Source organism: Streptomyces sp. NPDC051172, from assembly GCF_040682555.1.
In the GTDB taxonomy this organism is placed as follows: Bacteria; Actinomycetota; Actinomycetes; order Streptomycetales; family Streptomycetaceae; genus Streptomyces.
In genome coordinates this window covers 105,184-119,716 of sequence record NZ_JBFBBE010000001.1, presented here as the reverse complement: position 1 = coordinate 119,716, position 14,533 = coordinate 105,184, and the positions used below count along the sequence as shown (strand labels likewise).

Sequence of the window (14,533 nt, the reverse complement as noted above, 5' to 3'; positions counted from 1 at the left end):
AACATGGCCCCGTCACCCGTCGCAGAGCCCTCACCGCGTTCGGTGCCACACTCGCGGCAGTGCTCGCGCCGCCCGCCGGCAGCGCGTTCGCGGACGAACACAAGCACCGCCGCCCGTTGTGGAACGCCCACGCCCACAACGACTACGAGCATCCGCGCCCCCTCTTCGACGCCCTCGACCACCGCTTCGGCAGCGTCGAGGCCGACATCTTCCTCGTCGGCGACCAGCTCCTCATCGGCCACACCGAGAGCGACCTCGACCCGACCCGGACCCTGGAGTCCCTCTACCTCGACCCGCTGGCCGCTCTGGTCAAGGCCAACAACGGCTCCGTGTACCGGGGCCACCGCAAGCCGCTCCAACTGCTCATCGGCATCAAGACCGAGGGCTCGTCGACCTACCTCGAACACGACCGCCATCTCCGCCGCTACAAGCACCTGTTCACGACGTACGCCCACGGCCGTGTGCACTCCGGCCCGGTCACCAATGTGATCTCCGGCGACCGTGCCGCGCGTATCCCCATGGAGGCCCAGACCGTACGGCGGGCCTTCTACGACGGCCGGCTCACCGACCTCGGCACCTCGGCGCCCGCCTCCTTCATCCCGCTGATCAGCGACAACTGGCAGCTCAACTTCACCTGGCTCGGCGAGGGCACGTTCCCCGACGCCGAGCGGGAGAAGCTGCGCGGCATCATCGGCCGGGCGCACGCGCGCGTGCAGAAGGTGCGCTTCTGGAACACCCCTGATCTGGCCGGCCCCGCTCGGGACGCCCTGTGGGCCGAGCTGCTCGCCGCCGGCGTCGACTACTTCAACACCGACGACCTCGCCGGCCTTGAGGCGTTCCTGGACGCCCACCGAGTGGCGTAGACACCACACGTTCGGCGGACAGGTCAGCCGCACGGACGAACCCTCCGCTACGCCACACTTGCGGCCGAACGCCGCGAACCGGAAGTGGCGGCGCAGCGGAGGAGGTTGACAATGGCGATTTCCATCTCAGTGGTGGTGCTGCTGCTGGTCCTGGCGGTGATCTTCACCCGCAACGGCGGACTGAAGATCTCCCACGCCCTGGTGTGCACACTGCTCGGTTTCTATCTGGCCGGCACGAACATCGCGCCCACCATTCACAGTGGCGTGACGGCGACCGCAGACATCGTCAGCAGCCTCAGGCCCTGAGGGCCACGAGCCGTCTCATGACGTCGAGAACACCCCGATTCCGTTCGGGACCGGCCGTTCCGCATCGCCGGACGGATGATTGCGTACGGAGACGGTTGCCGCCCCGGGCGCGCGGGCGACCAGGGTCGTCGATCCGCCACCGTCCAGACTGAAGGCGTCGGTCGAGCCCAACGCCCGCATGGTGTCGGCCACTTCCGCGATCGTCAGGCCCTTGCGGTAGGCGGGCGCACCGTCCAGGGCGAACAGCAGCAGCCGCTTCCCGCCGTTCGCGATGCCGACGGCCGTGCGCACGGCCCCGGTCGTGTCGTCCAGGCCCGCGAGTGGCTGGCCGCCCTTCAGGACGGGGTAGCCGCCGAGCGCGAAGCTGTACGCCTTGCGGGTGGTGGCGGAGACCAGTCGGTGCGTCACCGTCACCGGCTCGCCCTTGAAGAACTTCCGCAGCCGCTGCGCGCCCGCCTCCCGGCCGACGAGCACCGTGGTCCCCGCGGCGATGGCGCCCTTGCCGGGAGTGCCGGACGTGGCGACGACCCGGCCCCTGCGGACCGTCACCTCGTAGGTGTCCGTGCTGCAGGCGGCCGCCCGGTCGGTGTCCGTGCCGCAGGTGGCGCGGACCCGGGAGACGCTGCCCCAGCCGGAGGTGAAGGCGCCGACCGAATTCTCCGGCAGCGCGTACTGGTTCAGCCCGCCCAGCGGCAGCCGTCCCAACGGAGTGCGGACCGACCCGGCGAGGGTCAGACGGTCCAGCCGGGCCCTGCGGTCCATGCCCACGCCGAGCACGTCCCGGGTGGTGATGCCCGGTGGCAGGGCCGGCCCGAAGCGCTGCCCGTCCGGCACCGACGCCTTGAGCACATGGCCGTTCGCGATCGCCGGCCCGTCGGTCGAGCCCGTCACCTCGACGCCGGGGTGCTGGGTCTCGGAGATGTTGAAGAAGTCGCCGTTGATGCCCGCGAGGGCCCCTTGTGCGTCGGCCATCCTGGAGACGGCGGCACGTGCGGCCACGGCTCCCGGATAGAGCAGGCCGAGGCGTACGTGCTTGTTGCGCAGGTCCACGGTGAGCAGATGGGCGTGGGTCACGCCCTTCGCCCCCTGGACGTCGAACTGCTTGTAGGTGACTCCCGGCGCGAGCGCCGTGCCGCTCTCCACAGCACTGGCCGGTGCCGCCCCCACCAGGGCCGCACCGGCCAGTGCGCCGAATGCCATGAGAAACGCCAGTGCCGATCTGACCGACGTCCGAACCGTTGCCTCGGATCTGCCTGCTGCGAAACGCTTCTGATGACGCGTCACAGTTCCCCCTGAGGGATCGTCAACTGTCTCGGGTCTCAGGGGAAGTGCATCAGATCGCGGTGGTCCGCGGGACGACTATGCGCCGACTACGCGAGAACGGGTGAGAAAACGCACCCCCTCGGGTGCTTCCAGCGAGAAACCGCTGCCGCGGCCTGCTACGACGTCCACGATCAGCCGGGTGTGGCTCCACACCTCGTACTGGCTGCGCGACATCCAGAACGTCACCGGCTCCGGCACCCCGTCGACCTCCAGTTCCGCGAGCAGCACATCCGAGCCGCCGGTGCGGAACTCGCCGTCCGGGTAGCACATGGGCGCGCTGCCGTCGCAGCAGCCACCGGACTGGTGGAACATCAACGGGCCGTGCGTGGCACGCAGCCGGCGCAGCAGGTCGGCGGCGGCGGGGGTGAGTTCGACGCGCGGGGTCTCCTCATACATGGGTTCAGGGCAGCACGGGGGAGGTTGCGAGAGGGTTGCAGCGGCCCTCGCCCTCACTCGGAGCGTCGGGCCGGTCCGTGGCCCGCAGACGCCGGAGATGCGCCCGCCATTCGGACTCGTCCTGAGTCTCGAAGACGACCTTCCAGTGGCCGGCCTCGGGAGCGGGACGTTCGGCGGCATGCCGCCGCTCTCCCCGTTGCCGGTGTTTTCGCCTCCGCTGCCCTGGCACCGGAACAGCATCCTCGGCGCACCCCACCGCAGCAAGACGACTACGGCTGCCCGGGCGCCGCATAGCAACGCACCGACACCGTCCGGTCCGGTGCCCAGCGCTGCTCGACGACATCGAGCAGTTCCCAGCCCAGGCGCTCGTACAGGGCCGTCGCCGCGGTGTCGGAGTCGACGACGTCGAGCACGGGATGCAGCCCCAGTGTCCGGGCCTCCCCGACGGCTCGTGCCACCAGCGCGGCGCCCAGCCCGTGCCCGCGTGCGGTCGGTGACACGAACAACCGGCCGACCACGGCGGTGACGTCGACGCCGATCCCCGCGCGGGCGGCCCACACCGCGGGCGCCGCGTCCCCCTCGGCGGCCCGGGACAGGCTGAGATGCCCGACCACAGGGCCGTCGAGTTCGGCCACCCAGGCCGCCAACTGAGAGCGTGTCGTCAGCCAATCGGCCGGGCGGTCGGGCCAGTTGACCGGATAGCCGCTGTGTCGGTGCACGGCGGCCAGAACCTCGACGCAGGCGGCGAGGTCGCCGTCCGTTCGCGGCCGGACGAGATCGGAAGGGTCGGTGGTCATCATGATCAGCCAGTATCAGGTACGGGCAGCGACCGGCTGCGGCGTCAGCCGTTGGTGCCCCTTGCGGTCGTAGTACCGCGTCATCGCGAAGCCGAAGAGCAGGCCCAGGGCCGCGCCGACCGCGATCATGATCCACGAGCGGGTCAGGCCGGCGTCCCCGCGGGCCTCGAAGTACAGGATGGCGCGGACGCCGTCGCTGAGCTGGCGCATGGGCTCGAAGTGGGACAGGAAGCGGTAGAAGCCTGGGATGGCCTGGAGGGGGACGGTGGCGCCCGAGGACGGCAGACCGAGGACGATGAACACGAACATGGACACCAGCTGGCCGATGCCGCCGAATGCCGCGTTGATGGCCTGCACGCCCAGGCCGACCGCGAGGGAGGCGCAGTAGGAGTAGATCCACAGCAGCGGGATGTGTGTGGCGTCCATGCCCAGGAGGCCGATGGTGGCGAGCATGACCAGGGAGACGCTGATGACGGTGATGCCGGCGGTCATGGCCATCTTCAGCAGCAGCGTCTGGGTGCGGTTGATGGGGACGGTGGGGCGGCGGGTGTGCCAGGGGCCGATCTCGTTGTCGGCGTAGCCGAGTGCGGTGTCGACGGCGTTGTTGATGACGTTGCCGCCGAGGAAGCCGGCCAGCACGAGCAGCAGCGTGTAGTAGAAGGCGCTCAGCCCGAGGCCGCTGTGGCTGCCGATCGGGTGGCCGACCTGGGTGACGACGTTCACCGGGTCGGCCAGCAGCAGTTTGGTCGTGGAGTTCGCCCGCGTTCCCGCGGCCGCGGTCAGTTGTTTGCCGATGGTCTGCGAGGCCTGGTGCGCCGCCGCCGTGCTGATCTGACTGGCGAGGGACGAACCCAGGCTGCCCTTGCCGGGGTTGGTGAGCACCGTCATCGTCGGCCGCGCGGTGGCCCCGGGCGTGGTCAGTGCGGTGATGGACGCGGTGAAGTCGGAGGGGATGACCAGGGCGCCGTAGACCTTGCCGGAGTCGAGGTCGTCCCGGGCCTGGGCGAGGGTGCGCGTGCGCCACTGGGCCTTGTCGTTCGACTTGTCGGCGGTGATGGCCGCGGCGATCTGCGTGCCCGCGTTCTGCTGCTGCCCGGCCGGCGGTCTGCCGGTGTCGGCGTTGACCAGGGCGATGGGCAGATGGTGCAGATCGCGCTGCGGATTGACGATGCCGCCCATGTAGAGCAGGGCCAGCAGGAAGGCGAGCAGTCCGGTCAGGACGGTGGGCATGAGCCACAGCTTGGGGCGGCCCAGCAGTGTGGCGGCACGGGCCTGGGGGCTGGCGTCGGCCATGGTTCTCCGTAGGTTGTGGGGACGGGACGTCTGCCTCACGGCTCCTCTGCAGCAAGCAGAGCCTACGGAGGAGCGGGCGCCGGGGCGGCCAGGCCGCGCGCGACAGTCCGGAAGTCCCCGGCGGCCTGACGGCACTCGGGCGACCCACGGCCCACCCGGCCCCTCATACGTCCTGGTGACCGGTGCCGACGCCGAGATGCTCGTCCCGGAGGTCGGCTGCGGCACCTGCGCCCGTGTCCGCGAGGCCGTCAAAAAGGCGGCAGCCGACCTCCCTTCCTGACGTTTCTTCGGTCTGCACGACGACACGCGGGGTGAGTGGCCCGGCTCACATGGCCAGAAGGGCATGTCACCGACACCATGGGGGACGTCATCCGCAGGGCTGAAGGGAGCGGCGATGTTCCGCAAGGTGCTGGTAGCCAACCGTGGTGAGATCGCGATCAGGGCGTTCCGCGCAGGCTACGAGCTGGGCGCAAGGACCGTCGCCGTCTTCCCCCACGAGGACCGAAATTCGCTGCACCGGCTCAAGGCCGACGAAGCGTACGAGATCGGCCAGCCGGGCCACCCCGTCCGCGCGTATCTCTCCGTCGAGGAGATCGTCCGCGCGGCGCGCCAGGCGGGCGCCGACGCCGTCTACCCCGGCTACGGCTTCCTGTCCGAGAACCCCGAGCTGGCCAAGGCCTGCGAGGAAGCGGGCATCACCTTCGTCGGGCCGAGCGCGCACATTCTCGAACTGACCGGCAACAAGGCCCGCGCGGTGGCCGCCGCCCGCGCCGCCGGTGTTCCGGTGCTCGGCTCCTCCGCGCCCTCCACCGATGTCGACGAACTCGTCCGCGCAGCCGAGGAGGTCGGCTTCCCGGTGTTCGTGAAGGCGGTCGCGGGCGGCGGCGGACGCGGAATGCGCCGCGTCGAGGACCCCGCCCAGCTGCGCGAGTCCATCGAGGCGGCCTCCCGCGAGGCGGCCTCCGCGTTCGGCGACTCCACCGTCTTCCTGGAGAAGGCGGTCGTCGACCCCCGCCACATCGAGGTGCAGATCCTCGCCGACGGCGAGGGCAACGTCATCCACCTCTACGAGCGCGACTGTTCCGTCCAGCGCCGCCACCAGAAGGTCGTCGAACTCGCCCCCGCACCCAACCTCGACCCGGAGCTGCGCGACCGCATCTGCGCCGACGCGGTCCGCTTCGCCCGCGAGATCGGCTACCGCAACGCGGGCACCGTCGAGTTCCTGCTGGACCGCGACGGCAACCACGTCTTCATCGAGATGAACCCGCGCATCCAGGTCGAGCACACGGTCACCGAGGAGGTCACCGACGTCGACCTCGTCCAGTCCCAGCTGCGCATCGCCTCCGGCGAGACCCTCGCCGACCTCGGCCTGTCCCAGGAGACGGTGAAGCTGCACGGCGCGGCCCTGCAGTGCCGTATCACCACCGAGGACCCGGCCAACGGCTTCCGCCCGGACACCGGCCGCATCAGCGCCTACCGCTCACCCGGCGGCTCCGGCATCCGCCTGGACGGCGGAACCACCCACGCCGGTACGGAGATCAGCGCCCACTTCGACTCCATGCTGGTCAAGCTCACCTGCCGGGGCCGGGACTTCAGGGCCGCGATCGGACGGGCCCGGCGCGCCGTGGCCGAGTTCCGCATCCGTGGCGTGGCCACCAACATCCCGTTCCTGCAGGCGGTCCTCGACGACCCGGACTTCCAGGCCGGGCGGGTGACGACGTCGTTCATCGAACAGCGCCCGCACCTGCTCACCTCCCGCTCCTCCGCCGACCGCGGCACCAAACTGCTCACCTACCTCGCCGACGTGACGGTGAACAAACCGAACGGCGAGCGCCCCGAGCTGATCGAACCCGTCAGCAAGCTGCCGGTGCTGCCCGCAGGCGAGCCGCCCGCCGGTTCGCGTCAGCGGCTGGTCGAGCTCGGCCCGGAGGGGTTCGCCCGCGCGCTGCGCCAGTCGCCGACCATCGGCGTCACCGACACCACCTTCCGCGACGCCCACCAGTCGCTGCTCGCCACGCGCGTCCGCACCAAGGATCTCCTCGCGGTCGCCCCGGTGGTCGCGCGGACCCTGCCCGAGCTGCTGTCCCTGGAGTGCTGGGGCGGAGCGACCTACGACGTCGCACTGCGCTTCCTCGCCGAGGACCCCTGGGAGCGCCTGGCCGCTCTGCGGGAGGCCGTTCCCAACATCTGTCTGCAGATGCTGCTGCGCGGCCGCAACACCGTCGGCTACACCCCGTACCCGACCGAGGTGACCGACGCCTTCGTGCAGGAGGCCGCCGCCACCGGCATCGACATCTTCCGCATCTTCGACGCCCTCAACGACGTCGGCCAGATGCGCCCCGCCATCGACGCCGTACGCGAGACGGGCACGGCGATCGCCGAGGTGGCCCTCTGCTACACCTCGGACCTGTCGGACCCGAACGAGCGCCTGTACACGCTGGATTACTACCTCCGCCTCGCCGAGCAGATCGTCGAGGCGGGTGCGCACGTCCTGGCCGTCAAGGACATGGCGGGTCTGCTGCGCGCCCCGGCCGCCGCCAAGCTCGTATCCGCGCTGCGGCGGGAGTTCGACCTCCCGGTCCACCTGCACACCCACGACACGGCGGGCGGCCAGCTCGGCACCTACCTCGCGGCGATCCAGGCGGGCGCGGACGCGGTGGACGGCGCGGTGGCGTCGATGGCGGGAACGACGTCCCAGCCGTCGCTGTCGGCGATCGTCGCCGCGACCGACCACTCCGACCGCCCGACCGGCCTCGACCTCCAGGCGGTCGGTGACCTGGAGCCGTACTGGGAGAGCGTCCGCAGGGTCTACGCCCCGTTCGAGGCGGGCCTCGCCTCCCCGACGGGCCGCGTCTACCACCACGAGATCCCCGGCGGCCAGCTCTCCAACCTGCGCACCCAGGCCGTCGCGCTCGGCCTCGGCGACCGCTTCGAGGAGATCGAGGATCTGTACGCCGCCGCCGACCGGATGCTGGGCCGCCTGGTCAAGGTCACCCCGTCCTCCAAGGTCGTCGGCGACCTCGCCCTGCACCTGGTGGGCGCCGGGGTGGATCCGGCCGAGTTCGAGGCGACCCCGAACCGGTACGACATCCCCGACTCCGTCATCGGCTTCCTGCGCGGCGAGCTGGGCACCCCGCCCGGCGGCTGGCCGGAGCCCTTCCGCACCAAGGCACTTGAGGGCCGCGCCGAGCCCAGGCCCGTGCAGGAGCTGAGCACGGAGGACCGCGAGGGCCTGGCGAAGGAGCCCCGCGCCACCCTCAACCGGCTGCTCTTCCCCGGCCCGACCAGGGACTTCGAGACCCACCGTCAGGCCTACGGCGACACCAGCGTGCTCGACAGCAAGGACTTCTTCTACGGGCTGCGCCCCGGCAAGGAGTACGCCGTCGACCTCGAACCGGGCGTCCGGCTGCTGATCGAGCTGGAGGCGGTCGGCGAGGCCGACGAGCGCGGCATGCGGACCGTGATGTCCACCCTGAACGGGCAGCTCCGCCCGATCCAGGTCCGCGACAAGTCGGCCGCCTCCGACGTCCCGGTGACGGAGAAGGCCGACCGCACCAACCCGGGCCATGTCGCCGCCCCGTTCGCCGGCGTGGTCACCCTCGCGGTCGCCGAGGGCGACGAGGTGGACGCCGGTGCGACGGTGGCCACCATCGAGGCGATGAAGATGGAGGCCGCGATCACCGCCCCCAGGGCGGGCACCGTCGGCCGGCTGGCCATCAACAAGATCCAGCAGGTGGAGGGCGGCGACCTGCTCGTCGAGATCGGCTGAGCCGTCGCTCACACTGTCGACACCGCCGGCCCCCGCGCCTGTGCCAGAGGGCCGGCCCCACCGATCGGTCGGCGGGGCCGGCCCGGCCTGGGATTCCTCGGGTGCGACGGATGTGTGCCTCGCGGTCGCGGTGGAGGCGGTCAGCGGGGCGCCGCAGCTGCTCCACGGTGTTCGACCGCCCGCCGAGTACGTCCCGGCACCGCAGGCATGACCCTGCCATGAATGACGTCCTTCCGGTGGCCGGGTAAGGTCTCTGGGATGCCGAGAGTCAAGGTCAGCGTCGTCGTGCCCGTGTACAACACCGGGAAGTACGTCGACGAGTGCGCGCCGTCGCTGCTGGGGCAGTCCCTGCCCGCCGACGAGTACGAGGTCATCTACGTCGACGACGGTTCGACGGACGACACCCTGGCCCGCCTGGAGAAGATCGCCGCGAAGCACCCGAACGTGCAGGTGCACACCCGCCCCAACTCGGGCTGGCCGGGCGCACCGCGCAACCTGGGCATGAGCCACGCCCGGGGCGAGTACGTCCAGTTCGTCGACCACGACGACACCCTCGGCCCCGAGGCGCTTCAGCGGCTGTACGAGTTCGCCAAGCGCAATGACTCCGACGTGGTGCTCGGCAAGATGTCCACCACCATGGTCCGGCCCCGACGGCTGTTCCGGCACACGGTGGACGCCTGCACCATCGAGAACGACGAGCTCATGCAGAGCATGTCGCCGCACAAGATGTTCCGGCGCGCCTTCGTCGAGGAGCACGGCCTGCGCTTCCCCGAGGGCCCCTGGATCCTGGAGGACCTGCTCTTCGTCAGCGCCGCCTACCTCAAGGCGGAGCGGATCTCGATCCTCGCCGACTACCCCTGCTACTACTGGATGAAGCGGGACGACGGCGGCAACAACACGCAGCACCGGTTCAGCCCCCGGCACGGCTTCTGGCCCAACTGTCGCACCATCGTCCGCCAGATCAAGGACGGCACCGAGGCTTCCGACGACATCGACGCCCTGCAGAACCGCCTCCTGCACCGCCTCTACCACGTCGAGATCCTCTCCCGCACCCGCGAGCCCGAGATCCTCCGCGAGGACCCGGGCGAGCAGAGGCAGCGCTTCGAGGCGGCCCGCGAACTGGCGCTGACGGAGTTCCCGGCGGGCGTACGCGAAGGCCTGCCCACCGTGTCCCGGCTACGCGCCGAACTCCTCGAAAGCGGCGACTTCGACGGCGCAGTGGCTCTCGCCGAGCGCGTCCGCGAGGTGAAGGCCCGCAGCGAGGTCGGCGCACTGCGCTGGGAGGGCGGCCGGCTGGTTGCCGACGTCACCCTCGACCTGCTGCGCGGCGACGGCGAACCGCTGACCCTCGTCGAGCGGGACGGCAAGCGATGGCTGGACCCCGAGCTGCTGTCCGGCGTGCCCGGAGCGGAGGACGGCTGGGAGGTCCGCGACCCGTTCCGGCTGGCGTACGCGGAACTGGTGGTCAAGGACCGCGACCGTGAGGACTGGTGGTACCCCGAGGGCGACCTGGAGGTGCGCCTGGAGCCGCTCGGCGAGAGCCGCTCACGGCTGGTCGCCTCCGGACGGCTGCTCCTCGATCCCGAGCGCATGGCCGGCGGCCGTCCGCTGGAGCGCGGGGTGCACGACGTGTGGGCGTACGTCCAACTACTCGGCATCGACCGGATGGTCCGCGTCACCGGCGACGGCACCCCGGGCGCCCCGGCCACGGGTCCGGCACTGACCGGCGGCCGCCTCGCGCTCCCGTACTGGACGGCCGGCGGCCAGCTCGCCCTCGACGTGGACCAGCGCCAGCGCAGGCTCGGCCCCGACACTGCCGACGCCTCCGCGGCGAACAGCGGACGCGGCAGACGTTCCCTCCCACTGCCGTACATTGCGGCGGGGGCAGCCGGAGCCCCGGCGCGCATCAAGGTCACGGTCGCCTCCCTGGCCCTGGACGCCGAGCTGATCCCCGCCCCCGACGGCGCGACGGCCGAACTGCGCCTGCCCACCCGTCTCGCCCTCCCGGCCGGCCGCCACCCGGTCACCCTCCCGAAGACGGACACCCCGGTCGCCCACGCCGTCGTCCGCGACGGCGCCCTGCTCCGCCTGGAAGGCCCGGCCTACGAGCCCGGCAGCGGGCGCCGACTCCTCGACGCGGTGGCGGAGAACGGGCAAGTACGGCGGGTACGGCGACGGTTGGGCCGCTGAGTCTCCGGCTTTACCGGGTGCCCGACTGGACGAGCCTGAAGAAGAGCCGCGCCCCGGCTCGCTGGGCGGACTGACGCAGGCGGGCGGCGGGGGATCGGACCGGAGCCGACACCGGGGCTCCGCCCAGGCGGGGGAACAGGGCTTCGGCGTTGGTGCGGTTCACGGCCGCCAGTGTGCCTGCATCCACGCCGGCGTCCAGGCTGGAGGACAGCGCGGTGTCGAAGTAGAAGCCGCGCAGCTCCTCCAGGATGTCCAGCGGGCTGCGTCCGGTGTCGCTCGCGATCGCCACGGCCAACCGGTGCGAGGCGTACGGCACGAGACCGCCCGCGTGGCTGAGGATGAACCGGATGTTCGGGTAGTGCCGGACGATGCCGCTGCGGACCAGGAGGTCGGCGGCGCGGGTCGTGTCCAGCAGGAAGTCCGCGGCGAACGGCGGGACGTTCTCGACGGCGGGCGCCGGGAGGTCCGCCGGGCGGATCAGCACGACGGCGCCGCGGTCGTCGAGGACCTGCCACAACTGGTCCTGGCCGCCCGTGCCGAGATGCGTGCCCTGGTTGTTGGCGAGCAGGGTGACCCCGTCGGCGCCCAGTTAGTCCAGGGCCCGCCGGGTCTCGGCCGCTGAGGCGGCGACATCGGGCATGGGCAGGGTGGCGAAGTACCCGAAGCGGCCGGGGTGGTCTGCGGCAAGGAGGCGGAGAAGGCGTTGAGCTGCCGGGCCGGCTCGGCGGCCGCCGCCGGGTCGGTGAGGAAGCCGGTGCCGGGGCTGGACACGGACACGATGGCCGTGGCGGTGCCCAGGAGGTCCATCGCCTCCAGCGCGGCCCCCGGGCTCCAGTCGGGCAGGTCACGACCACCGGCCTCGGTGGTGCCCACCTTGGCGAGAGCGTCGCGATACAGCGGCGGCACGATGTGGTGGTGGACGTCGACCCGGCCGGCTGCGCTGGTCATGGGGCGGCTCCGGTGCTTCTCAGGCGCAGCATCTGGGGCCACACCCCCGTCGGCCACGGTACCGGCCCTCAGTGGCGCCGGTGTCGCCGACGACTGAGCGACGGTCCCGCTGCCCGGGAGACCACCCGGGCAGCGGAACCATGCCGTGGTTCTACGAGGGAGGCGGGGTTGCTGTCGTCCAGGCCGCCGATCCCCACTGCTGCGCAACCGCCGGGGTCACGGTGAGCAGGCTGGTGCGGTAGGAGATGCAGGGCAAAGTGCCGCCGGCCGGCGCGCCCAGTGGCAGCACGGCGAAGCCGCCGAAGCGTCCGGCGAGCCGCGCGGTGGTGGTGTGGACCAGGTCGCGGCTGAGGTAGTCGTTCAAGTCGCCGGGCCGCGGCGCGACCTGCGGTAGAACTCCGGGACGATGTGGCAGTGCACGTCGATGCGGTAACTGCCGGACGGCAGCGGGGCGTCGGCGGCCTGCGTGGTTGCCGCACCGAGGGACGTCGCCGCCACGGCACCGCAGCGCGCCGGCAGGCCCTGCGCATCGACGGCGCAACCACATTGCTGGAACGATCGCTACGGCAAGAGGGGAGGAAACGACCGTCAATCCTTGGGATCGCCGATGTCGACCGTGCACCCCCGAGAGCCTTGACCCCGGGTCCGCGCTCCACGATGCTGTGTTGCGGCACATGAGATGTGTGCCGTATTGAGCAACATCTGACTCAGTCTCGTACCAGCCGAGGAGTGGCCATGACGCACCAGGTCCGTGGAGTCGTCGCGCGGGGCAAGGGCGCCCCCGTCAGCCTGGAGACGATCATCGTGCCCGACCCCGGGCCGGGCGAGGCCCTGGTGAAGGTGGAGGCCTGCGGGGTCTGTCACACCGATCTGCACTACCGCGAGGGCGGCATCAACGACGACTTCCCCTTCCTGCTGGGCCACGAGGCCGCGGGCGTGGTGGAGTCGGTGGGGGAGGGCGTCACCGATGTCGCCCCCGGTGACTTCGTGATCCTCAACTGGCGTGCGGTGTGCGGTCAGTGCCGGGCCTGTCTGCGCGGGCGGCCGTGGTACTGCTTCAACACCCACAACGCCGAGCAGAAGATGACCCTGGAGGACGGCACCGAGCTGTCCCCGGCGCTGGGCATCGGCGCCTTCGCGGAGAAGACGCTGGTCGCGGCGGGTCAGTGCACCAAGGTCGACCGCTCGGCGTCGGCGGCCGCCGCCGGCCTGCTGGGCTGCGGTGTGATGGCGGGCATCGGCGCCGCGATCAACACCGGCAACGTCGGCCGCGGCGACAGCGTGGCGGTCATCGGCTGCGGTGGCGTCGGCGACGCCGCGATCATGGGGTCGAACCTGGCGGGTGCCGCGAAGATCATCGCGGTGGACCTGGACGACCGGAAGCTGGAGACCGCCCGCAAGCTCGGCGCGACCCACACCGTCAACTCCAAGGAGACCGACCCCGTCGAGGCGATCCGCGAGCTGACCGGCGGCCACGGCGCCGACGTCGTCATCGAGGCGGTCGGCCGCCCGGAGACGTACAAGCAGGCCTTCTACGCCCGCGACCTCGCCGGCACGGTCGTCCTCGTCGGAGTGCCCACCCCCGAGATGAAGCTCGAACTGCCCCTCCTGGACGTGTTCGGGCGCGGCGGATCGTTGAAGTCGAGCTGGTACGGCGACTGCCTGCCCTCCCGCGACTTCCCGATGCTGATCGACCTCTACCTGCAGGGCCGTCTGAACCTGGACGCCTTCGTCACCGAGACCATCGCCCTGGACGAGGTCGAGAAGGCCTTCGAGCGGATGCACGGTGGCGACGTCCTGCGCTCGGTGGTGGTGCTCTGATGGCCGCCCGCATCGAACACCTCGTCACCTCGGGCACGTTCTCGCTGGACGGCGGTACCTGGGACGTCGACAACAACGTGTGGATCGTCGGCGACGACCACGAGGTGATCGTCGTCGACGCGGCCCATGACGCCGACGCCATCGCCCAGGCCGTCGGCGGCCGGACCCTGCGGGCGATCGTGTGCACCCACGCGCACAACGACCACATCGACGCCGCGCCCGATCTCGCGGCGCGCACCGGCGGCCCGGTCCTCCTCCATCCCGACGACCTGCCCCTGTGGAAGCAGACGCATCCGGAGCGGGCGCCCGACGCGGAACTGGCCGACGGCCAGGTCCTGACGGTGGCGGGCGTCGACCTGACCGTGCTGCACACGCCCGGTCACGCCCCTGGTGCGGTCTGCCTGTACGCGCCGGCGCTCGGCGCGCTCTTCAGCGGTGACACGCTCTTCGCGGGCGGCCCGGGGGCCACAGGGAGGTCGTACAGCCACTTCCCGACCATCATCGACTCCATCCGGGAACGGCTGCTGACCCTGCCCGGCGACACCGTCGTGCACACCGGTCACGGGGACACGACCACCGTCGGTGCGGAGGCCCCGCACCTGCAGGACTGGATCGCACGCGGTCACTGACCCGCTGACCTGCTCGAAGGCACTGACTCCGGTGCCGACCCCTGCCTTGAGGGTGTTGCATATCGTGCTTGAAGTTGCATGAAAAGCAACACTCGGCAGGGGTCATCGGGGCCCCTGAACTCCTTGACAAGGGTTCAGGGCGACCTCAGACTGATGTTGCGCTTACCGCAATCCGTTTCGTTATACGCACCGAGGTGT

General features: G+C 71.1%; 14 protein-coding genes. 6 read left to right on the top strand and 8 right to left on the bottom strand.

The window, feature by feature from the left end:
• Positions 1-59 precede the first annotated feature (59 nt).
• Complete coding sequence (locus tag AB0N07_RS00495; RefSeq protein WP_365830543.1) at positions 60-863, top strand: phosphatidylinositol-specific phospholipase C/glycerophosphodiester phosphodiesterase family protein; 804 nt, start codon at positions 60-62, stop codon at positions 861-863.
• A gap of 111 nt (positions 864-974) precedes the next feature.
• Positions 975-1,169 (top strand): hypothetical protein, encoded by a 195-nt coding sequence (locus AB0N07_RS00490; protein WP_365830541.1) that lies wholly within the window; start codon positions 975-977, stop codon positions 1,167-1,169.
• A gap of 15 nt (positions 1,170-1,184) precedes the next feature.
• On the opposite strand, the gene AB0N07_RS00485 is transcribed toward AB0N07_RS00490, so the two are convergent.
• The 4 genes from AB0N07_RS00485 to AB0N07_RS00470 form a co-directional block, all read right to left on the bottom strand.
• Complete coding sequence (locus AB0N07_RS00485) at positions 1,185-2,369, bottom strand: phosphodiester glycosidase family protein (RefSeq protein ID WP_365830539.1); 1,185 nt, start codon at positions 2,367-2,369, stop codon at positions 1,185-1,187.
• A 159-nt stretch (positions 2,370-2,528) separates the two neighbouring features.
• Entirely contained in the window at positions 2,529-2,888 is a 360-nt protein-coding gene (locus AB0N07_RS00480; protein ID WP_365830537.1) for a DUF779 domain-containing protein, read from the bottom strand.
• A 269-nt stretch (positions 2,889-3,157) separates the two neighbouring features.
• Positions 3,158-3,685 (bottom strand): GNAT family N-acetyltransferase, encoded by a 528-nt coding sequence (locus tag AB0N07_RS00475; protein WP_365830801.1) that lies wholly within the window; start codon positions 3,683-3,685, stop codon positions 3,158-3,160.
• Between the two features lie 15 nt (positions 3,686-3,700).
• On the bottom strand, positions 3,701-4,978 hold the full coding sequence (locus AB0N07_RS00470) for a DUF3533 domain-containing protein (RefSeq protein WP_365830535.1): 1,278 nt from the start codon (positions 4,976-4,978) through the stop codon (positions 3,701-3,703).
• A 394-nt stretch (positions 4,979-5,372) separates the two neighbouring features.
• Here AB0N07_RS00470 and AB0N07_RS00465 point away from each other — a divergent pair, with 394 nt between their 5' ends.
• Entirely contained in the window at positions 5,373-8,747 is a 3,375-nt protein-coding gene (locus AB0N07_RS00465) for a pyruvate carboxylase (protein ID WP_365830533.1), read from the top strand.
• Between the two features lie 258 nt (positions 8,748-9,005).
• A complete protein-coding gene (locus AB0N07_RS00460; protein WP_365830531.1) occupies positions 9,006-10,937 on the top strand; it encodes a glycosyltransferase family 2 protein in 1,932 nt (643 codons plus the stop codon).
• 10 nt (positions 10,938-10,947) lie between these two features.
• On the opposite strand, the gene AB0N07_RS00455 is transcribed toward AB0N07_RS00460, so the two are convergent.
• The 4 genes from AB0N07_RS00455 to AB0N07_RS00440 form a co-directional block, all read right to left on the bottom strand.
• Positions 10,948-11,505 carry an amidohydrolase family protein gene (locus tag AB0N07_RS00455; protein WP_365830799.1) on the bottom strand — a complete coding sequence of 186 codons (558 nt, stop codon included), beginning with the start codon at positions 11,503-11,505 and terminating at the stop codon, positions 10,948-10,950.
• Positions 11,415-11,885: a hypothetical protein gene (locus AB0N07_RS00450; protein ID WP_365830529.1), complete on the bottom strand. Its 471-nt coding sequence runs from the start codon at positions 11,883-11,885 to the stop codon at positions 11,415-11,417. Before AB0N07_RS00450 ends, AB0N07_RS00455 begins: the two co-directional genes overlap by 91 nt.
• A 151-nt stretch (positions 11,886-12,036) precedes the next feature.
• Positions 12,037-12,249 carry a hypothetical protein gene (locus AB0N07_RS00445; protein ID WP_365830527.1) on the bottom strand — a complete coding sequence of 71 codons (213 nt, stop codon included), beginning with the start codon at positions 12,247-12,249 and terminating at the stop codon, positions 12,037-12,039.
• Positions 12,246-12,383, bottom strand: coding sequence for a hypothetical protein (locus AB0N07_RS00440; protein WP_365830525.1), 138 nt, complete (start codon positions 12,381-12,383; stop codon positions 12,246-12,248). Before AB0N07_RS00440 ends, AB0N07_RS00445 begins: the two co-directional genes overlap by 4 nt.
• 237 nt (positions 12,384-12,620) lie before the next feature.
• Between AB0N07_RS00440 and AB0N07_RS00435 the strand changes: the two genes are divergently transcribed.
• Together AB0N07_RS00435 and AB0N07_RS00430 are read left to right on the top strand one after the other, a co-directional pair.
• Positions 12,621-13,706, top strand: a complete 1,086-nt coding sequence (locus tag AB0N07_RS00435) for an S-(hydroxymethyl)mycothiol dehydrogenase (RefSeq protein ID WP_365830523.1) — start codon at positions 12,621-12,623, stop codon at positions 13,704-13,706.
• On the top strand, positions 13,706-14,335 hold the full coding sequence (locus AB0N07_RS00430; RefSeq protein ID WP_365830521.1) for an MBL fold metallo-hydrolase: 630 nt from the start codon (positions 13,706-13,708) through the stop codon (positions 14,333-14,335). The genes AB0N07_RS00435 and AB0N07_RS00430 overlap by 1 nt, the downstream gene beginning before the upstream one ends.
• The last annotated feature ends 198 nt before the right edge of the window (positions 14,336-14,533 follow it).